This window comes from Novosphingobium sp., from assembly GCF_030696665.1.
GTDB lineage: Bacteria > Pseudomonadota > Alphaproteobacteria > Sphingomonadales > Sphingomonadaceae > Novosphingobium.
In genome coordinates this window covers 121105-138964 of sequence record NZ_JAUYRV010000014.1, presented here as the reverse complement: position 1 = coordinate 138964, position 17860 = coordinate 121105, and the positions used below count along the sequence as shown (strand labels likewise).

At 62.3% G+C, this 17860-nt stretch carries 24 protein-coding genes; 19 read left to right on the top strand and 5 right to left on the bottom strand.

Annotated features, from left to right (window positions below):
- Window positions 1-4: 4 nt before the first annotated feature.
- Entirely contained in the window at window positions 5-748 is a 744-nt protein-coding gene (locus Q8R81_RS03610; RefSeq protein WP_305616074.1) for a pyridoxine 5'-phosphate synthase, read from the bottom strand.
- A complete protein-coding gene (gene pyrE / locus Q8R81_RS03605) occupies window positions 745-1329 on the bottom strand; it encodes an orotate phosphoribosyltransferase (protein WP_305616073.1) in 585 nt (194 codons plus the stop codon). The genes Q8R81_RS03610 and pyrE overlap by 4 nt, the downstream gene beginning before the upstream one ends.
- A gap of 269 nt (window positions 1330-1598) precedes the next feature.
- On the opposite strand from pyrE, the gene coxB reads away from it, so the two are divergent.
- From coxB to Q8R81_RS03530, 15 genes are all read left to right on the top strand, one after another.
- A complete protein-coding gene (gene coxB, locus Q8R81_RS03600; RefSeq protein WP_305616072.1) occupies window positions 1599-2633 on the top strand; it encodes a cytochrome c oxidase subunit II in 1035 nt (344 codons plus the stop codon).
- 29 nt (window positions 2634-2662) lie between these two features.
- Entirely contained in the window at window positions 2663-4354 is a 1692-nt protein-coding gene (ctaD, locus tag Q8R81_RS03595; protein ID WP_305616071.1) for a cytochrome c oxidase subunit I, read from the top strand.
- 156 nt (window positions 4355-4510) lie between these two features.
- A complete protein-coding gene (locus Q8R81_RS03590; RefSeq protein ID WP_305616070.1) occupies window positions 4511-5437 on the top strand; it encodes a heme o synthase in 927 nt (308 codons plus the stop codon).
- Complete coding sequence (locus tag Q8R81_RS03585) at window positions 5437-5622, top strand: hypothetical protein (protein ID WP_305616069.1); 186 nt, start codon at window positions 5437-5439, stop codon at window positions 5620-5622. The genes Q8R81_RS03590 and Q8R81_RS03585 overlap by 1 nt, the downstream gene beginning before the upstream one ends.
- A gap of 1 nt (window position 5623) precedes the next feature.
- A complete protein-coding gene (locus Q8R81_RS03580) occupies window positions 5624-6253 on the top strand; it encodes a cytochrome c oxidase assembly protein (protein WP_305616068.1) in 630 nt (209 codons plus the stop codon).
- Window positions 6254-6333: 80 nt separating this feature from the next.
- Window positions 6334-7155: a cytochrome c oxidase subunit 3 gene (locus Q8R81_RS03575; RefSeq protein WP_305616102.1), complete on the top strand. Its 822-nt coding sequence runs from the start codon at window positions 6334-6336 to the stop codon at window positions 7153-7155.
- Window positions 7155-7526, top strand: coding sequence for a DUF983 domain-containing protein (locus Q8R81_RS03570; RefSeq protein ID WP_305616067.1), 372 nt, complete (start codon window positions 7155-7157; stop codon window positions 7524-7526). The genes Q8R81_RS03575 and Q8R81_RS03570 overlap by 1 nt, the downstream gene beginning before the upstream one ends.
- The gene (locus Q8R81_RS03565; protein WP_305616101.1) at window positions 7526-8137 is read left to right on the top strand and encodes an SURF1 family protein; all 612 of its coding nucleotides are present in this window, start codon (window positions 7526-7528) and stop codon (window positions 8135-8137) included. Before Q8R81_RS03570 ends, Q8R81_RS03565 begins: the two co-directional genes overlap by 1 nt.
- A gap of 82 nt (window positions 8138-8219) precedes the next feature.
- On the top strand, window positions 8220-9626 hold the full coding sequence (thrC, locus tag Q8R81_RS03560) for a threonine synthase (protein ID WP_305616066.1): 1407 nt from the start codon (window positions 8220-8222) through the stop codon (window positions 9624-9626).
- Window positions 9619-10503, top strand: coding sequence for a class I SAM-dependent methyltransferase (locus Q8R81_RS03555; RefSeq protein WP_305616065.1), 885 nt, complete (start codon window positions 9619-9621; stop codon window positions 10501-10503). Before thrC ends, Q8R81_RS03555 begins: the two co-directional genes overlap by 8 nt.
- A gap of 53 nt (window positions 10504-10556) precedes the next feature.
- The gene (locus tag Q8R81_RS03550; protein ID WP_305616100.1) at window positions 10557-10943 is read left to right on the top strand and encodes a dihydroneopterin aldolase; all 387 of its coding nucleotides are present in this window, start codon (window positions 10557-10559) and stop codon (window positions 10941-10943) included.
- Window positions 10944-10945: 2 nt separating this feature from the next.
- Window positions 10946-11701, top strand: a complete 756-nt coding sequence (locus Q8R81_RS03545) for an SDR family oxidoreductase (protein ID WP_305616064.1) — start codon at window positions 10946-10948, stop codon at window positions 11699-11701.
- Entirely contained in the window at window positions 11698-12702 is a 1005-nt protein-coding gene (gene moaA, locus Q8R81_RS03540) for a GTP 3',8-cyclase MoaA (RefSeq protein ID WP_305616063.1), read from the top strand. Before Q8R81_RS03545 ends, moaA begins: the two co-directional genes overlap by 4 nt.
- Window positions 12703-12706: 4 nt before the next feature.
- A complete protein-coding gene (locus Q8R81_RS03535; RefSeq protein WP_305616062.1) occupies window positions 12707-12943 on the top strand; it encodes a MoaD/ThiS family protein in 237 nt (78 codons plus the stop codon).
- Between the two features lies 1 nt (window position 12944).
- A complete protein-coding gene (locus tag Q8R81_RS03530; RefSeq protein WP_305616061.1) occupies window positions 12945-13388 on the top strand; it encodes a molybdenum cofactor biosynthesis protein MoaE in 444 nt (147 codons plus the stop codon).
- Here the strand turns inward: Q8R81_RS03530 and Q8R81_RS03525 are convergent.
- Window positions 13385-13915: a hypothetical protein gene (locus Q8R81_RS03525; protein WP_305616060.1), complete on the bottom strand. Its 531-nt coding sequence runs from the start codon at window positions 13913-13915 to the stop codon at window positions 13385-13387. The genes Q8R81_RS03530 and Q8R81_RS03525 overlap by 4 nt on opposite strands.
- 248 nt (window positions 13916-14163) lie before the next feature.
- Between Q8R81_RS03525 and rplU the strand changes: the two genes are divergently transcribed.
- The 3 genes from rplU to Q8R81_RS03510 all read left to right on the top strand — a co-directional run bounded on the left by rplU (window position 14164) and on the right by Q8R81_RS03510 (window position 15563).
- A complete protein-coding gene (gene rplU, locus Q8R81_RS03520; protein ID WP_305616059.1) occupies window positions 14164-14460 on the top strand; it encodes a 50S ribosomal protein L21 in 297 nt (98 codons plus the stop codon).
- Window positions 14461-14488: 28 nt separating this feature from the next.
- A complete protein-coding gene (gene rpmA / locus Q8R81_RS03515) occupies window positions 14489-14758 on the top strand; it encodes a 50S ribosomal protein L27 (protein ID WP_305616058.1) in 270 nt (89 codons plus the stop codon).
- A 235-nt stretch (window positions 14759-14993) separates the two neighbouring features.
- Complete coding sequence (locus tag Q8R81_RS03510) at window positions 14994-15563, top strand: GNAT family N-acetyltransferase (RefSeq protein WP_305616057.1); 570 nt, start codon at window positions 14994-14996, stop codon at window positions 15561-15563.
- Between the two features lie 38 nt (window positions 15564-15601).
- On the opposite strand, the gene Q8R81_RS03505 is transcribed toward Q8R81_RS03510, so the two are convergent.
- Window positions 15602-16486 (bottom strand): metal-dependent hydrolase, encoded by an 885-nt coding sequence (locus tag Q8R81_RS03505; protein WP_305616099.1) that lies wholly within the window; start codon window positions 16484-16486, stop codon window positions 15602-15604.
- A gap of 37 nt (window positions 16487-16523) precedes the next feature.
- Between Q8R81_RS03505 and Q8R81_RS03500 the strand changes: the two genes are divergently transcribed.
- Window positions 16524-17111 carry a TetR/AcrR family transcriptional regulator gene (locus tag Q8R81_RS03500; protein ID WP_305616056.1) on the top strand — a complete coding sequence of 196 codons (588 nt, stop codon included), beginning with the start codon at window positions 16524-16526 and terminating at the stop codon, window positions 17109-17111.
- Here Q8R81_RS03500 and Q8R81_RS03495 read toward each other — a convergent pair.
- Complete coding sequence (locus tag Q8R81_RS03495) at window positions 17095-17829, bottom strand: folate-binding protein YgfZ (RefSeq protein ID WP_305616055.1); 735 nt, start codon at window positions 17827-17829, stop codon at window positions 17095-17097. The two genes, Q8R81_RS03500 and Q8R81_RS03495, sit on opposite strands and share 17 nt — an antisense overlap.
- Between the last annotated feature and the right edge of the window lie 31 nt (window positions 17830-17860).

Here is a 17860-nt window from a genome sequence, read left to right as displayed (position 1 = left end):
CGCCTCACCGCGCTTCGTCCATCAGATCGCGCATCCGCCGCACTGCGCTTTCCAGCCCGGTAAAGATCGCCTCACCGATCAGGTAGTGGCCGATGTTCAGCTCTGCGAGCTGGGGAATGGCGGCGATTGGCTGGACGTTTTCATATGTCAGGCCGTGGCCTGCGTGGGGTTCAATGCCGTTACGCGCGGCGAGCGCCGCCATATCGGCAATCCGACGCAGTTCGATGGCGCGCTGTTCTCCAGTCGCGTGGGCATATTCGCCAGTGTGCAGTTCGACCACCGGCACGCGAAGCTGCATCGCGGCCTCGATCTGCCGCGCTTCAGGGGCGATGAACAGGCTGACGCGAATGCCGGCATCGGCCAGCCGCGCGACGATGGGGGCGAGTCGGTTGTGCTGGCCAGCGGCGTCCAGACCGCCTTCGGTGGTGCGCTCCTCTCGCCGTTCGGGCACGATGCATGCGGCATGCGGCATGTGGCGCAGCGCAATTTCCAGCATCTCGTCGGTTGCGGCCATCTCGAGATTGAGCGGAAGATTGGTCGCGGCCTGGATGCGGGCGAGGTCTTCATCGCGGATATGGCGGCGGTCCTCGCGCAAGTGAGCGGTGATTCCGTCACCACCGACCGCAGCAACGATCTGCGCCGCGCGCACCGGATCGGGATGATCCCCGCCGCGTGCGTTGCGGATCGTGGCAACGTGATCGATGTTGACGCCCAAGCGCAGGCGTCCCGGCGATAGCACTGAGGTCACGGCTTTGCCCGACTGCCGGGCTTTACCGCTTCGGTTGCGGCAAGTTCGGGCGGCAGTTCATCTGGCGCATATGTCGGGAAGTTGAGCGCGATCAGCGGGAAGAACGGCACGCCGAGATCTACGCTTCCGGCTGAACGATCAACCAGTGCGGCGGCAGCGATGACTTCACCGCCTGCGGCCTCGATCGCCTTGATCGCTTCGCGGCTGGACAGGCCGGTGGTGACGACATCTTCTACCATCAGCACTTTGTCGCCGGGATTCAACGCAAAACCACGACGCAATTCGAACGTGCCGGTGGGGCGTTCGACGAACATCGCTTCTACGCCCAGCGCGCGGCCCATTTCGTGGCCGATGATCACGCCGCCCATTGCGGGCGAGATGACCTTCTGGATCTGCTGGCGCAATTCACGCGGGATTTTCTGAGCGGTGGCCGCAGCAAGGCGCGAGGCGCGCATCGGGTCCATCAATACGCGCGCGCACTGCAGGTAATGGGCGCTGTGGCGGCCGGACGAGAGCAGGAAGTGCCCTTCGAGCAAGGCCTGGCTGGCGCGGAATTCGGAAAGGATGTCGTCTTCGAGCATCGTGTCTGCCTGCAAAGGTCGGTCTATGGCCCGCAAATGGCCCTTGCCTGCGCGGTGGGCAACCCTTTTCGACGAAGTTGCAGCAGCGCGCTGCCGCATTGCCCGAATGGCCGTGGCGTAAGGGTGAAAAATATGCGCTGTGCGGCTTGAGGCTTGGGGCAACCGCGCGTATAGGCCGGGACGATCGAGGGACTTAGAGGAAGCGCGCAAGTGCTTCCTTGATGCAGCGCAGCAGGCGCGCAAACAGGGAAAAAGCGGAAACTTTGACGATGAGTCTTGCCGATACCGCCCGCACAGCGGGCAAAGCTCTCCGGACATTTGGCCGGACCCTTGGCGTTGCTTTTGCGCTGACTTTCGGGACAGCCGCAATGGCTGCTGCGCCTGCGGCACCTGTTGCTGTAGCGCCCGTGGCAGCCGATTCGACTGCCGCTGCGCAAACGGCTCCGGTCGATGCCGGCTCCTACACGCCGATGGCGCCGACGCCCGGCAAGGGCATGCCCGTCGACAAGGGCTGGACCTTTCAGGATCAGTATTCGCCCACTGGCGAAGAAGCCTTGTTCATGCATGACGTGATCCTGATGCCGGTGATCGTCGCCATTTCGGTTCTGGTGCTGATCCTGCTGGTGGTGGTTGCCGCCAAGTTCAACAAGCGCGCCAATCCGGTCGCTTCGAAGACCAGCCACAATACGCTGATCGAAGTGGTCTGGACGCTGGTGCCTGTGCTGATCCTGGTGGTCATCGCGGTGCCTTCGATCCGCCTGCTGGCCCACCAGTATGACCCCGCGCCCAAGGGTGCGGTTACGGTCAAGGTGACCGGGTATCAGTGGTACTGGGGTTACACCTATCCGGACAATGGCGGGTTCGAAGTGATCTCGAACATGCTGCCCGATGAAGAAGCGCTCAAGCGTGGTGAACCGGCGCAGCTGGCCGTGGACAACCGCATGGTCGTTCCTGCTGGTGAGCCGATCCGTATTCAGACCATCGGCTCCGATGTGATCCACGCGTTTGCCGTGCCTTCGCTGTGGTTCAAGCTTGACGCTGTGCCGGGCCGCATCAACGAGAAGGTGCTGATGATCAAGGAGCCGGGCGTTTACTACGGCCAGTGCTCCGAACTGTGCGGCGCGCGCCACGGCTACATGCCGATCGCGGTTGAAGCTCTGCCGCGCGACAAATTCGAGGCGTGGGTGAAGACCCAGCCGGGTGGCACTGTGGGGCCGGCTGAAGCAGCCGCTCCTGCCGTGGTGCCCGCCGCCGCTCCCGCCGAAGCCCCGGCTGCTGACGCTTCCACAGCGCCTGCTGCCTGACGCGAAATTATCGACAAGGTTTGACCGAGATGGCCACCATTCCCGCAAACGAAGGCTTCGATGCGCATGATCATGCGCACGACCACGATCATGACCACAAGCCGGCGTTCTTCGCCCGCTGGTTCATGTCCACCAACCACAAGGACATCGGTACGCTGTATCTGATCTTTGCGATTTTCGCAGGGATCATCGGCGGTGCCGTTTCCGGCATGATGCGTGCCGAACTGGCGCACCCGGGCATCCAGTATCTCGGCTATTTCGCCGAACTGCTGGGCACGGCGACGCCGACCTTCGACCAGCAACTCCACCTGTGGAACGTGCTGATCACCGCACACGGCCTGATCATGGTGTTCTTCATGGTCATGCCAGCGATCATCGGCGGCTTTGGCAACTGGTTCGTTCCGCTCATGATCGGCGCGCCTGACATGGCCTTCCCGCGCATGAACAACGTGTCGTTCTGGCTGACCTTTGTCGGCTTCCTGTCGCTGATGTTCTCGGCATTCATGCCGGGTGGCACGGGGCAGGGCGCAGGCACTGGCTGGACGGTCTATGCACCGCTTTCCACGTCCGGTTCGGTTGGTCCTGCGGTCGATTTCGCGATCTTCTCGCTGCACCTTTCGGGCGCGGGTACGATCCTGGGTGCGATCAACTTCATCACCACCATCCTGAACATGCGCGCGCCGGGGATGACCCTGCACAAGATGCCGCTGTTCGTGTGGTCGGTGCTGGTCACAGCCTTCCTTCTGCTGCTGGCGCTGCCGGTTCTGGCTGCTGCCATCACCATGCTGCTGACCGATCGCAACTTCGGCACGACCTTCTTCGATCCGGCTGGCGGCGGTGATCCCGTTCTTTACCAGCACCTGTTCTGGTTCTTCGGTCACCCCGAAGTGTACATCATGATTCTGCCGGGCTTCGGCATCATCAGCCAGATCATCTCGACCTTCTCGAAGAAGCCGGTATTCGGCTACCTCGGCATGGCCTACGCGATGGTCGCCATCGGCGTGGTCGGGTTCATCGTGTGGGCGCACCACATGTACACCACCGGTCTCGACGTGAACACGAAGATGTATTTCACCGCCGCAACCATGGTGATCGCCGTGCCGACCGGCATCAAGATCTTCTCGTGGATCGCGACGATGTGGGGTGGCAGCATCGAGTTCAAGTCGCCGATGATCTGGGCGATCGGTTTCATCTTCCTGTTTACCGTGGGCGGCGTCACCGGCGTGGTGCTGGCGAATGGCGGCGTGGACGACAACCTGCACGACACCTACTACGTCGTTGCTCACTTCCACTACGTGCTGTCGCTTGGCGCGGTGACTTCGCTCTTCGCAGGGTTCTTCTATTGGTTCCCGAAGATGAGCGGCCGGATGCATTCCGAGTTCCTCAGCCACCTGCAGTTCGTGATTTTCTTCATCGGCGTGAACCTGATCTTCTTCCCGATGCATTTCCTGGGCGTTCAAGGCATGCCGCGCCGCTATCCTGATTACGCGGTGGCATATTCGTACTGGAACGAGATCGCTTCTTACGGCTACGTCGTCATGGCAGGCTCAATGGTGATCTTCTTCGTCAACATCGCCTACGCATTCCTTGCCGGTAAGAAGGCCGAAGGCAACTATTGGGGCGAAGGTGCGACGACGCTGGAGTGGACGCTGTCCTCGCCGCCGCCGTTCCACCAGTTCGAAACGCTTCCGGTGATCGACGACGCGGCTCACGCACACTGAGCCAATTGTCGGCCAAAGGACGGAAAATTGAAAAGGCCTCCGGAGCAATCCGGGGGCCTTTTCCGTGGGCCGAGGACTAGCACCTTTGGTCATGACAACACCTCGTCCCGTTTCGCTTTCCTTGGACGTCACCTGCGCGTATAGGCCCGGCCAACCATGAAATCTGCAACGCCCGCCACCCCGACCGTCGCCCTGCCAGCTGAGTGGCGCGATTTCTTTGCGCTGACCAAGCCGCGCGTGATGACGCTGGTGATTTTCAGCGGCTTGTGCGGCCTGTTGGCGGCGCCTGCCACGATTCATCCGGTGATTGCCTTTACTGCGATCCTGTGCATTGCCGTGGGTGCGGGAGGGGCGGCGGCGCTCAACATGTGGTGGGAAGCCGACCTCGACGCCGGAATGAAGCGCACGGCGACGCGGCCGCTGCCATCTGGCCGCATGGACCCCACATCGGCGCGTGACTTCGGCATTGCGCTTTCGGCAGGTTCCGTCGGTGTGATGGGCCTTGGCGTGAACTGGCTCGCCGCTGGGATCCTCGCGTTCTCGATCTTCTACTACGCATGGATCTACACCGTCTGGCTCAAGCCACGCACGCCTCAGAACATCGTGATCGGCGGCGGAGCTGGCGCATTTCCGCCGCTGATCGGCTGGGTGGCGGTGACGGGTGACATCACGCTGATGCCGGTCCTGTTGTTCGCGATCATCTTTATGTGGACACCCCCGCACTTCTGGGCACTCGCCCTGTTTGTGCAGACTGATTACGCAAAAGTGGGCATTCCGATGATGCCGGTGATTGCAGGTGAAAAGTCTACGCGGCGGCAGATTCTGATTTACGCGGTCCTGCTGCTGCCGGTCACACTTGCACCTTGGTTCATTGGCGGAACTGGCTGGGTCTACGGCCTTTCGGCGCTACTGCTCGGTTTGGTCTTCGTAGCGCTCTCGGCGAAAGTCGGGCTGCGCGACACCGGGCCGGATGACAAAATGCTGCCTGAAAAGCGGCTGTTTGGATATTCGATCCTCTATCTTTTCGTGCTTTTCGGCATGCTGGCGTTTGACCGGCTCGCCACGGTGCAAGGCTGGCAATGATGAACGATCCCCATAAATTCCAGACACCGCAGCCAGAGCATCTCTCAAAGGAGCAGTCCGACCTTTATCGCGCGCGCCAGCGTGGACGGAACAAGGTGCTCGGGCTGGTGCTGGGATCACTGGCGGTGCTGTTTTTCGCAATTTCGATCGTCAAGATCGCAGCGCAGGTGAACGGAGCGAACTGACATGGCCGCGAGCGTTGTTCCCAATGTCCAAAAGAACCGCAAGGTCGGCATGCTTGCCGCTGGTGGCGCGTTGGCGATGCTTGGGCTTGGGTATGCCTCAGTCCCTCTTTATCAGTTGTTCTGTCAGGTAACCGGCTATGGCGGCACCACGCAACGCGCCGATGCCGCTGCTGCGGCAGGGGTCAAGGTTGCGGGTAAATCCGTAACGATCCGTTTCGATGCAAATGTGGCCCGAGACATGCCTTGGCAATTCAAGCCGATGCAGGTCAAACAGGACGTGCGCGTCGGCCAGCGTCAGATGGCGCGGTACGAGGCACGAAACCTCTCGGACCAGACGGTGACAGGCACGGCGATCTTCAATGTTTCGCCCGAGCAGGCAGGCAAGTATTTCAACAAGATCCAGTGCTTCTGCTTCACGGAACAGACGCTGCAGCCTGGGCAGCAGATCCCGATGCCGGTGATCTACTATGTCGATCCGGCGATTCTTGATGATCCTTCGGCGAAGAACATCGAAGAGATCACGTTGAGCTATACCTTCAACGAAACACACGAGAGCGTGGCCGCGCGCCAACGCAAGCCTGTTTCGCAACCGATGGAAAAGCCTCTGGACCCGGCGCAAACCCGGCGATAAAGGCCAAGATGAACTGTGTGCCGGGCGTGATGCCGGGCATGGCATAGATGACCAGACCTGACTGGGGGATTTCGACGATCATGGCCGGCGCTAAGAACCACGATTATCACATTCTGCCGCCCGACATCTGGCCGTTCGTCGGTGCGATGTCTGCGCTGACAATGGCCGTTGGCGGCGTCTTCTGGATGCACGAAATGGCAGGCGGCACTGCGGTGTTTTCGCTTGGCCTGCTGGGCGTGATCATCACGTTCTTCTCGTGGTTCGGCAAGGTTATCAAGGAAGCCCATGCGGGTGACCACACCCCGGTGGTGCAGCTTCACCAGCGGTACGGCATGATTCTGTTCATCGCTTCGGAAGTGATGTTCTTCGTCGGCTGGTTCTGGGCATTCTTTGACTTTTCGCTGTTCCCTTCGGAACTGGCTGAGGTCGTGGCCGGTCAGTGGCCGCCAAAGGCAATCGAAGCGGTCATGGACCCGTTCGACCTGCCGCTGCTCAACACGCTGATCCTGCTGTGCTCGGGCACCACGCTCACCTGGGCGCACCATGCGCTGATCCACGGTGACCGTGACGGCCTGAAGAAGGGCCTGTGGGCAACGATCCTGCTTGGCGCAGTGTTCTCGGCCATTCAGGCCTATGAATATGCCGCTGCGCCGTTTGCGTTCGGCACCAACACCTTCGGTTCGTCGTTCTACATGGCAACCGGTTTCCACGGGTTCCACGTGATCATCGGCACGATCTTCCTGATCGTGTGCCTGATCCGCACCTACAAGGGCCATTTCACCCCGCGCCAGCACTTCGGCTTCGAAGCGGCGGCTTGGTACTGGCACTTCGTTGACGTGGTGTGGCTGTTCCTGTTCATCGCCATCTACGTTTGGGGAAGCTGGGGCTATCCCACTCACTGATGCGGAACGGCGATAGCCAAGATACGAAAGGGCAGTCCGGGCTTACCGCGACTGCCCTTTTCGGTTTGTGCCCTCGCTGCGGGGCCAAAGGCGCATGGGCTGGACTGGGCGCGTTTGCGGAACGGTGCGGGGCGTGCAGGCTTGAGCTTGCACGGCACGAGCCACGCGGCCGGGGGATGTATCTGGTGGTCCTGCCAGTAACGGTGCTGCTGGTGCTGGCGGCGTTGAAGCTGGACGAGGTGGTGCAACTGCCGGTCTGGGCGTTGATTGCACTTTGGGGTGCGGTGGTGCCGTCGGTAGTGACCGTGGCATTGCGCTTTGCCAAGGCGGCAGCGCTGATGGCGCGACTCGATAAGGAAGGCCTGATTTGATGCGCCGCGTGCCGATTGTTTCGACCGTTGTTGTGTTAGCTGCTGTGGCGACGATGATCGCGCTGGGTGTTTGGCAATTGCAGCGGATGGATGAGAAGCAGACGATGCTGTCGCGTTATGCAGTGGCGATGGCAGACGGCTCGGCTGTGGCGTTTCCGGGCGCTGACACAGCGGCAGTCGAACGGGCGCTGTTTCACCGGTCTGAAGTGGATTGCCAGTCGATCTCCGGTCCGTGGAATTCCATCGCCGGGCGCAATGCGGCGGATGAGACTGGATATGTTCACCTTGCCAATTGCCAGATCGATGGTGGGCGCATGGCGCCAGTGCAGGTTGGATGGACCAAGGGGCCGGATCATCCACAATGGGCAGGAGGCCGGGTTTCCGGGCTGATTGCTCCCTATACCGACGGTGCCGCTCGGTTGATTGCCGATCCGCCTGTGGCGGGCTTTGCCGCCAGCGCGCGGCCCGATCCGGCTGACGTGCCCAACAACCATCTCGCCTATGCGGTGCAGTGGTTCTTCTTCGCACTGGTGGCGCTGGTGATTTATGGGCTGGCGCTGCGCAAGCGGTGGCGGGAGCGGGCAGACCCAGACCAACCCCGCTCACCCTGAGCGGGTGCGAGGGCGAGACGCATGAACACAGCCACCCAGAATCCTTGCCACAATCGCCCATCGTCGCTAACCGCGCAAACCCATGAAGTACGTCAGCACACGGGGGCAGGCACCCTCGCTCGATTTTCAGGGCGTCACGCTCGCAGGCCTTGCCTCGGACGGGGGGCTTTATGTGCCCGAGACGTGGCCGCAGTTCAGCGCCGACGAGATCGCGGCGATGGCTGGGCTGCCCTATGCCAAGCTGGCGCAGACGATCATGCAGCCTTTCGTGGGCACTTGCCTGACGCCGGAACGGCTTCTGGAGCTGTGCGAGCAGGCCTATGGCCGCTTTGCTCACGCCGGGGTCACTCCGCTGAAGCAATTGGATGAGACGCAGTGGGTGCTGGAGCTGTTTCACGGCCCTACGCTGGCTTTCAAGGACGTAGCGTTGCAACTGCTCGGGCTGCTGTTCGAGGAGTTTCTGGCGAAAGGTGACGATCACCTGACCATCGTCGGTGCGACGTCGGGCGATACCGGATCGGCCGCTATCGATGCCGTGGCAGGCCGGGCCAAGGTCGACATTTTCATGATCCACCCGCATGGGCGCGTGTCCGATGTGCAGCGCCGGCAGATGACGACAGTGATCGCGCCCAACGTCCACAACATCGCCATCGATGGCAGCTTTGACGATGCGCAGGCGATGGTGAAGCGCATGTTCAACGATGCGGCGATGACCGGCCGTTTCGGTATTGCGGCGGTCAATTCGATCAACTGGGCGCGCCTGATGGCGCAGGTGGTCTATTACTTCTACGCCGCGCTGCAACTGGGCGCGCCGCAGCGCAAGGTGGCGTTCGCTGTGCCGACTGGGAACTTCGGTGACGTGTTCGCGGGCTATGTCGCGGCGAAGATGGGCTTGCCGATCGAGCGGCTGATCGTGGCGACCAACGTCAACGACATCCTGCATCGTGCGCTGTCGACCGGTGACTATTCGGCGAGCACTGTCACGGCAACGGCTGCGCCCTCGATGGACATTCAGGTGTCTTCGAACTTCGAGCGACTGCTGTTCGACGGCTGCGGGCGTGATGGAACGGCGCTGTCCCAGCAGATGAAGCACTTCGAAGCGACCAAGGCGATGCAGCTGACCAATGCGCAGCGCGAATCGGCAGCCGCGCTGTTCAGTTCTGCGCGCGCCGATGCGGGCGATATGGCCAATGCCATGCGCTGGGCCTTTGAGGAATGCGGCGAAGTGCTCGATCCGCACACGGCCATTGGCCTTCACGCCGCGCGCGTGGCGCAGGGCATTCCGGCGGGCGTGCCGATTGTGACGCTGGCGACCGCGCATCCGGCCAAGTTCGTCGATGCGGTGGAGCGGGCGACGGGTCTGCGTCCCGGCCTGCCTGCGCGCGTGGGCGATCTGTTCGAACGCGAAGAGCGCTGCGACCGCTTGCCGGGCGAGTACGATGCCGTTGCTGCCTACGTGGCCGAGCGCGCGACTCCTAAACATGGCTGAGCTGGACCTCCAGCCCAAGCTGATGGTGGGCGAGGGCTGGGCGGACTTCGCGCTGCTCGATTCCGGCCACGGTCGGAAGCTGGAGCAATATGGCCGTCACCGCTTTGTCCGCCCGGAGCCGCAGGCGATGTGGACGCCCCGGCTGACGGACTGGCGCGCAGACGCCGAGTTCGTGCCGGGGTCTGATGAGGACGGCGGCGGGCGCTGGATGTTCGATGCCCCCGTGCCGCGCGATGGCTGGGAACTGGGCTGGAACGATGTGCGCTTTACGGCCTCTTGCACGCCGTTCCGCCACCTGGGGTTCTTCCCCGACATGGCCCCGGTGTGGGACTGGATGGGGGAGCGCCTCGACGGGAAAGCAGAAGCGCAGACGCTGAACCTGTTCGGCTACACCGGCGTCGGCACGCTGGCGCTTTCGCAGTACGGCCCTGTAACCCACGTCGATGCTTCGAAGAAGTCGGTCGCGCAGGCCCGGTCCAATGCCCAGCTTTCGGGCATGACCGAGCGCCCGGTGCGCTGGATGGTGGATGACGCGGCGAAATTCACTGCCCGCGAAGTGCGGCGGAGCAAGCGCTACGACGGTATAATCCTCGATCCGCCCAAGTTCGGGCGCGGGCCGGATGGCGAGGTTTGGCGGCTTGAGGAAAGCCTGCCGGGGCTGGTGGCCGATTGCGCGAAGTTGCTTGATGCAGACAGCCGCTTCCTGTTCCTCACGGTCTATGCGGTGCGCATGTCTTCACTCGCCATCGCGGGGCTTCTGGCCGAGGCGCTGAAGGACTTGGGCGGCACCATTGAGCATGGCGATCTGGCGATTCGCGAACAGGGTGAGGGCGGTCGCCTGCTCCCCACCGCGATCTTCGCACGCTGGAAAAACTGAAACCCCAAGGCTGCGATGGACTCGCCCACGCGCCGATGCCAAAGATCCTGCCCATGACCGACAGCCTGATCCTCGAAGTCGCCAATCTCGAAACGCTTGTGCTCACCGGGATCTACTCGGAAGAGACCGGTCGGCCGCAGCCGTTGCGCATTACCATGCGTGTGGGGCTGAAGCAGCAGGCGCGCTACACTGCCGATTGCCCGCTTTCCGCCAGCAAGAACTACATGGACCTCAAATTTGCGGCGACCGACGGTTTGCCCAAGGGGGTGCATTTCAAGCTGATCGAAGCCGTGGCAGATCACATCATCGAAACGCTGATGTTGCAGGATGATCGGATCAAGTGGGTGGAAGTGAAGATCGTGAAGCTGGCGATCAGCGAGAATGGCGAGGAAATCGGCATCACCCTGAAGCGCGAACGGCCGAGCGGGGCCTTGGTTTGACAGTGCGCCCGCTTGCGCTGGTAACCGGCGGCTGGCGGCGTATTGGCGGGGCGATTGCGCGCAAGCTGGCCAGTGCAGGCTGGGATCTGGCATTGCACGCGCATCGTCCCGAGACATTCGATGGGGAGTTCAAGGCCCAACTGGAATGGCTGGGCGCGGCAGTTTCTCCACTGTCCGGCGATCTTGAAGATCCGGCCTATCCGCCGCAACTACTGGCAGATGTAACCGCAGCAGCGGGGCGTTCACCCGACCTTCTGGTCAACTGTGCGTCGCTGTTTCACGATGATCGGGTCGATACAATCACGTCGGCCGAGTTGGAGCAGCATTTCCGCGTTAACGTGTTTGCGCCGCTGCTGTTGACCCGCGCCTTTGCCGAGGCATTGGGGGAACGTGAAGGTTCTGTCGTCAATATCCTCGATCAGCGCGTCATAAACCCGGTGCCGGACCAGATCAGCTACACGATATCCAAACAGGCGTTGCATGCGGCGGTCCGCACCTTGTCGCGTGCGATGGCTCCCAGGGTTCGCGTAAACGGTGTTGCACCCGGCCTGATCCTGCCGACCGCCGATTATGACGCTGAACAATGGCGGCGGCTGGAGGGCATGATGCCTTTGCAGCGACTGCCCGGCGCGGACGAAATCGCCGATGCCGTGCATTATCTGGCAACGGCGCGTTCGGTGACCGGCCAGACTTTATTCGTCGATGCAGGCGCAAGCCTTGAATCTTACCCGCGAGACTTCGTATATATGGGCAAGTGAACGCTTCTGCGCCCCTGATTGACAGATTCGCCCGCCGAATCACGTACCTTCGTTTGTCGGTGACGGATCGCTGCGATCTGCGCTGTGCCTATTGCATGCCCGAGCGCATGGAGTTTCTGCCCAAGGCCGAAGTCCTGACGCTGGAGGAAATGCACCGCCTGTCGCTGCATTTCATCGCGCGCGGTGTGCGCAAAATCCGCCTTACCGGTGGCGAGCCGCTGGTGCGGCGTGACATGATCGAGCTGGTGCGTGCGCTTGGCCGCAAGCTGGGGGATGGGCTGGACGAGTTGACGCTGACCACCAACGGCACGCGCCTTTCCGAATTTGCCGATGATCTGGCCGCAGCGGGCGTGAAGCGCATCAACGTATCGCTCGACACGCTGGATCGCGCAGGCTTTGCCAAGCTTTCGCGCCGGGACATGCTGCCGCAAGTGCTGGAAGGCATTGCAGCGGCGAAGGCTGCCGGGCTGAAGGTCAAGATCAATGCCGTGGCGCTCAAGGACATCAACGAGGCGGAATTGCCTTCGCTGATCGCATGGGCGCACGCGGCCGGGCACGACATGACGCTGATCGAGGTCATGCCCTTGGGCGAGGTTGAGGGTGACCGGTTTGACCATTATCTGCCGCTTGATGCCGTGCGCCGCGATCTGGAGCAGCGCTGGACGCTGACGACCAGCAACGCAACTTCTGGTGGGCCGGCGCGCTATGTCGACATCGCCGAAACCGGTGGGCGGCTGGGCTTTATCACCCCATTGACTGGCAACTTCTGTGAAGGCTGCAACCGCGTTCGGGTGACCGCCACGGGCCAGCTATACATGTGCCTTGGCGGTGAAGGCCGCGTGGATTTGCGCGCGGCGCTGCGCTCTGAAGATCCCGACGGTGCGCTGTCTGAATGCTTTGCCCGCGCGATGGGCGAAAAGCAGGAACGCCACAGCTTCGTGATCGACAAGCCGGGCGGTGCGCCTGCCGTTTCGCGCCATATGTCTACCACGGGCGGCTGATCTGATGGCAAAGCTGGTGTTCATGGGGCGGCTGGAAGATGCGGCCGGGACAGGCGAGATGTCTGTTGCGCCAGGACCGATTGAAATGATTCTCGCCGCGCTTGATCCAGCCTTGGCAGTGCAATTGCTGGGCGAGAAAGTGCGCATGGCGCTCAACGGCGCACTGCTGACCGATATGGGCGGTGTGGTGCTGGCCGAGGGCGATGAACTGGCGTTCCTGCCACCTGTCAGTGGAGGCTAGGGTGCCAGACGTCAGGTTGGCGCTGGAGGCTTTTGATCCCGCAGCGGAAATTGCCGCATTCACTGCGCGCTATCCCAATGCGGGCGGTATCGTCACGTTTCTTGGCCAGGTGCGCGATTCGGGTGGCGTGGAAGCGCTGGAATTGCAGCACTATGCACCGATGACGCTACCCGGCATGGAAGAGCTTGCGCGGGTCACACAGGTGCGCTGGCCGGTGGAGGGTCTGCTGATCCTGCACCGCAGCGGTGTGATGGTTCCGGGCGATGCCATTGTGCTGGTCTGTGCTGCTGCGCGCCATCGCCGCGATGCTTTTGCGGCGGCGGACTTTGCGATGGACCATCTCAAGAGCGAATCGTGGTTCTGGAAGCGTGAGAAGACTGCCAAGGGCTGGCGCTGGATTGAGCCGCGCCCTGAGGACCGCGAAGATCTATCGCGCTGGGGCTAGGCCCCGAGCCGACCACGCAGCGAATCGATTATCAGCGTTTCGCCCTGTACCAGAGCGTCCACCTTTGTGCGCGCGGCCACTACAGCCTTTAGGTCTGCATCCGAGCCATCGACGGCGCGGTTGCTGGCGTCGGCTTCAAGCCGGTCAAGATCGGCCAGCGGCATGGCAGCCAGCGACCGGGCAGTTTCCAGTCCTGCCAGCGCCACCGATGCGACCGACCAGCTTTCGGTGCCCTTGGCTGATCCTGCTGCGGCATTGATCGTACGCGTGGCGGCGGCTCGCCGCGATTCAAACGTTGCGTGGGCGGCGTCAGCGCTGGCGAGCAAGGCGGCAAGCCGCTCGGGCAGGCCGTCGCTTATGACTGCTGGCGGCGGCGGTGCCGGGCGGGAGGCTTGCGCGGCACGGTAGGCATCCTCGGCAGGGCGGCGTGCGAGCGAGGGGAAATCGCTGCGCTCGGCACAACCGGCAACCAATAAAGCGGGGGCCAGCGTGGCCATTGCAACGATGCGGGAATTGCGCTTGATCATGCCCGCGCCATAGCATGCCCGGCACCAGTCGCCAGCGTTTGCATGCTCAAGTGCAGTGATACGCCTGATTTCAGGCAAGATCGCATTGACAGACCCGGCGTGTTTGACTATCCGCGCCCTTCTTTCCGGGGCCCTGCATACAGCGGGGAAACGGCATTTTGCCCGTTGTCAGCGATTCGCAGGCGTTGGGTGCCTCATTTGGAATCGCCTCGGGCAACCGCAGGCTTTTGGAACGGATACACAGAACGATGTTCGCAATCGTGCGCACGGGCGGCAAACAGTATCGGGTCGCCGCCGGAGACAAGATCGCAGTCGAAAAGCTGGCTGGCGAAGCTGGCGACACGATCACGCTGGGTGAAGTCCTGCTCGCCGGCGAGGGTGATTCGCTTGCTGATGCTGCTTCGATCACTGTTTCGGCAGAAATCATCGCCCAGGCGAAGTCGGAAAAGGTGATCGTTTTCAAGAAGCGTCGCCGTCACAACTATCGCCGCAAGAACGGTCACCGCCAGCAGCTTACCCTGCTGCGCATCGTGTCGGTCGCCTGAGCGCAAACGGAATTCGGAGTAATCTGATATGGCACATAAGAAAGCAGGCGGCTCTTCGCGCAACGGTCGCGACTCAGCAGGCCGCCGCCTTGGCGTAAAGAAGTTCGGCGGTCAGGAAGTGATCGGCGGCAACATCATCATCCGTCAGCGCGGAACCCGCGTGTACCCGGGCGCCAATGTCGGCATGGGCAAGGATCACACCCTGTTCGCGCTGACCGAAGGCCGCGTCCGTTTTCACGGCGGAAAGCTCGATCGCAAGTATGTGTCGGTCGACATTATGGCTGAAGCAGCAGAATAACCGGATGGTCGTTCAAAGGGCCATCCTGATGGGGTGGCCCCGCCAGCTTCTTGGAGCTGGCCGATAGGGGGAGAGGGCCACGCTCATCTCCCTCTTTTCACGTCTCCCTCGGACGCAAACCGCGCTTCCTCGCAATCGGACGTATTCACTGTCCGATCCAGCGCAGGGCGCAATACCTTTGTCACGGCAAGTGTTTAGCTGCGCGTGACAGAGGCGCCGAGAACGGAGACTTTGTATGTTCATTCGCAGCGAACGGCTGTTCCTGCGGCCCGGCTGGCCGGAGGATTGGGCTGAACTTCACGCCCTGATCGATGACGAGGCGGTCGTGCGCAATCTTGCGCACGCGCCGTGGCCCTATGGACCGGACGACGCGAAGAGCTTTGCCGCGTTACCGCAGGCAGGCCGCTACCCGCATTTCTTTGTCACGCTGCCCGGTGCGCACGGTTCGCGCCTGATCGGCTGCGTTGGTCTGGCGCAGTATGGTCAGGAAACCGAACTCGGCTACTGGCTGGGGCAGCGGTACTGGGGACTGGGCTACGCAACCGAGGCTGCCCGCGCCGTACTCAGCTTAGCGCGTTCGCTCGGCCACAGCCGTGTGACCGCGACACCGTTTGCCGACAATGCGGGTTCTGCGCGCGTACTTGCCAAGGCCGGGTTTCGGCTCACCGGGGAAGTCCGCAAAATCCGCAGTCCCGCGCGCAGCGAACCTGTGGCCGCGCCAGTCCATGCCGTCGATCTGGCAGCGCCGCTTGATTGTGATGGACCAGAAGACGGCGGCTTTGCGTCCATGCGACGCGCGGCTTGAACCACAAAAAAGGGCTCCCGGCGGGGAGCCCTTTGTTTTTACCGCGGCATCACTGCATCTGGAAATTCGCTGTCAGCCTTGGCGATCAACGCCCGGTCATCATGCTGCCACGGATGAAAGCCGGGCATGAAGTAGCTGAGCCACGCCGGAAGGATCCGGCGGATCACGCCGGGCTTCCATAGCAAGTAGGCGGCCAGCTTCCATTTCCACTTCGCGCCGGTCAGGCCATCCTGTTCCAACAGATCAAGCGTATCTTCCACGCGGTGCGTGAGGAAGTTCTTGGTCACAATGACCATCATCAGGCTCTTGACCTTCCAGCGTTTCCACCGGCTCCAGTTGCGCGTGGCGTGAACCCACGTGTCATAGGCGACGCCCTTGTGCTCGATCTCCTCGATCGCGTGCCACCGCCACATATCCGCCGGTTCCTGCTCCGCACCTGCAAAATGGGCCGGATTGGCAAGGAATTCGTGCGCCATCATCGCGGTGTAGTGTTCCAGCGCCATCGTGGCAGCAAGGTTCAGGATCACCGGGCGATCCTTGGTCAGCGCCAGCATTTCCTCAACGCGCTTGTCGATGCGGGCGATGTCGTAACCTGCATTCTCTGCCGCGCGGTTGAAAGCAACATGCTCGCGCGTGTGGTTGATTTCCTGCCGGATGAAGGCGCGGATTTCAGCCTCAAGCTTGGGGGGCACGCCTTCACGGTGCGCCTTCACTGCTTCGATGAAGAAGGCCTCCCCGCGCGGGAAAGTGGCGGACAGCGCGTTGTGCCACGCGGTTGCGATGGGATCATTGTTCAGCCACCAGCGCCCCGCCGGTTCGTTGCGGCCAAAGCGACGGTCGCGTATCGTGATCGTCAGATCGTCGGGGGTGGGCGCAGCCTTGCCGGTTGAGGCGCTGCGCTCTAGTGCGATGGTTGGGGTCATGGCAGTCATGAGCCGGAATTTAGGCATGCTTACACCAATGTCAATAAGAAAGCGTCTCCCGCCCGAGGAAAGCCGCATGGCGGCGCTTGAGGCCGCGCGCGGATTGCTGGTCGAAACAGGTCCGCAGGCCGTGACGCTCAAGGCCGTGGCCGGACGAATCGGGCGCACCCATGCCAATTTGCTGCACCACTTCGGCTCGGCAGCGGGCCTGCAAAAGGCGCTGGCAAAACATCTGGCCGAAACAATCTGCGCCACTATCCGCGAGGCGGTGATCGCCAGCCGCTCGGGCATCGGCTCACCACGCGATGTCGTGGACCTGACGTTCGACGCGTTCGACAAGGAAGGCGCCGGTGCGCTGGCCTCGTGGATGCTGCTGTCGGGGAACGAGGATGCGCTCGATCCTATCGTTGATACGATCCACGATCTGGTGATTGATCTGGACGAATATCACTCGGATACGCAGCGCAGCACCACCTTGGCGCTGACCTTGATGGCGCTGGGCGATGCGCTGATGGGCGGACCGCTGACGCAAGCGCTTGAACTGCCACGTGATGCGGCGCGTGATCGGGCCGAACAGATGCTGGTCGAAGGGATCGTGCAGGCGCAGGTCAATCAGCAGCCGTAAGCGACATCCATGACGGGGCGAGGGCAGGTGCAATGTCTTCGATCCGGCGGTGGTCCACGGCGAGGTCAAGGTCAGGGTAAGTGGCGCGCTGCCGCGCCGGGTCTGATGCGGCCAGCGGCACCACCACCAGCCTGCGGTTCACCTTCTGCCGCCAGTTCATCCGCGCGGTGTTTTCCTGCCCCACGTAGCAGCCCTTGGTGAAGCTTACGCCGTTCAGGTCAACCGCGTTGCACTCCAGCCAGAGCACTTCGCTATTGCCAAGTTCGGCCTGCCCCTCGGTCACGCCAAGCGATAGGCGGTGCGCGCGCCACGCATCGTCCACTGGCGAATCGCTTTGTGAGATGGGCGCAATCCAGCGCTGGCCGAGTGCAGCAAGGCGGGGATCGTTTGCGCCGCCGTCACCGGGGTGATCCTGCCAGAACACGCCCAACGCTTCGACGCGTTCAATCCCGATCTTCCGGCGCAAGCGATAGAGCGTGAGCCGCTTTGCCAGAGCATCGGCCTGCGCGGCTTCACAATCGAGTAGTAGCCCGTCGGTGCCATCCGGCCAGACGAGGAAATCGAACATCACCTTGCCCTGAGCGGTGAGCAGCGCGGTCCAAACCGGTAGCGCGCCCTTCACGTCATTGGTGACGAGGCCTTGGAGAAAGCCGGCGACGTCCTCGGCCGGCTCCAGCGGGGCGAGGCGAACAAGGGCGCGTTCAAATAGACGGGTCATGACTGGTAGATAGGCACCACCATCGCTAAGG

What these genes read in the sequence shown, in the direction of transcription:
- Q8R81_RS03580 (WP_305616068.1), top strand. Translation starts at nt 5,624, where the DNA reads ATGGCCGCGAGCGTTGTTCCCAATGTCCAAAAGAACCGCAAGGTCGGC.
- Q8R81_RS03510 (WP_305616057.1), top strand. Translation starts at nt 14,994, where the DNA reads ATGTTCATTCGCAGCGAACGGCTGTTCCTGCGGCCCGGCTGGCCGGAG.
- Q8R81_RS03555 (WP_305616065.1), top strand. Translation starts at nt 9,619, where the DNA reads ATGGCTGAGCTGGACCTCCAGCCCAAGCTGATGGTGGGCGAGGGCTGG.
- Q8R81_RS03535 (WP_305616062.1), top strand. Translation starts at nt 12,707, where the DNA reads ATGGCAAAGCTGGTGTTCATGGGGCGGCTGGAAGATGCGGCCGGGACA.
- Q8R81_RS03575 (WP_305616102.1), top strand. Translation starts at nt 6,334, where the DNA reads ATGGCCGGCGCTAAGAACCACGATTATCACATTCTGCCGCCCGACATC.
- Q8R81_RS03550 (WP_305616100.1), top strand. Translation starts at nt 10,557, where the DNA reads ATGACCGACAGCCTGATCCTCGAAGTCGCCAATCTCGAAACGCTTGTG.
- Q8R81_RS03495 (WP_305616055.1), bottom strand. Translation starts at nt 17,829, where the DNA reads ATGACCCGTCTATTTGAACGCGCCCTTGTTCGCCTCGCCCCGCTGGAG.
- pyrE (WP_305616073.1), bottom strand. Translation starts at nt 1,329, where the DNA reads ATGCTCGAAGACGACATCCTTTCCGAATTCCGCGCCAGCCAGGCCTTG.
- Q8R81_RS03585 (WP_305616069.1), top strand. Translation starts at nt 5,437, where the DNA reads ATGAACGATCCCCATAAATTCCAGACACCGCAGCCAGAGCATCTCTCA.
- Q8R81_RS03565 (WP_305616101.1), top strand. Translation starts at nt 7,526, where the DNA reads ATGCGCCGCGTGCCGATTGTTTCGACCGTTGTTGTGTTAGCTGCTGTG.
- Q8R81_RS03590 (WP_305616070.1), top strand. Translation starts at nt 4,511, where the DNA reads ATGAAATCTGCAACGCCCGCCACCCCGACCGTCGCCCTGCCAGCTGAG.
- Q8R81_RS03570 (WP_305616067.1), top strand. Translation starts at nt 7,155, where the DNA reads ATGCGGAACGGCGATAGCCAAGATACGAAAGGGCAGTCCGGGCTTACC.
- rpmA (WP_305616058.1), top strand. Translation starts at nt 14,489, where the DNA reads ATGGCACATAAGAAAGCAGGCGGCTCTTCGCGCAACGGTCGCGACTCA.
- thrC (WP_305616066.1), top strand. Translation starts at nt 8,220, where the DNA reads ATGAAGTACGTCAGCACACGGGGGCAGGCACCCTCGCTCGATTTTCAG.
- rplU (WP_305616059.1), top strand. Translation starts at nt 14,164, where the DNA reads ATGTTCGCAATCGTGCGCACGGGCGGCAAACAGTATCGGGTCGCCGCC.
- Q8R81_RS03525 (WP_305616060.1), bottom strand. Translation starts at nt 13,915, where the DNA reads ATGATCAAGCGCAATTCCCGCATCGTTGCAATGGCCACGCTGGCCCCC.
- Q8R81_RS03505 (WP_305616099.1), bottom strand. Translation starts at nt 16,486, where the DNA reads ATGACCCCAACCATCGCACTAGAGCGCAGCGCCTCAACCGGCAAGGCT.
- Q8R81_RS03500 (WP_305616056.1), top strand. Translation starts at nt 16,524, where the DNA reads ATGTCAATAAGAAAGCGTCTCCCGCCCGAGGAAAGCCGCATGGCGGCG.
- ctaD (WP_305616071.1), top strand. Translation starts at nt 2,663, where the DNA reads ATGGCCACCATTCCCGCAAACGAAGGCTTCGATGCGCATGATCATGCG.
- coxB (WP_305616072.1), top strand. Translation starts at nt 1,599, where the DNA reads ATGAGTCTTGCCGATACCGCCCGCACAGCGGGCAAAGCTCTCCGGACA.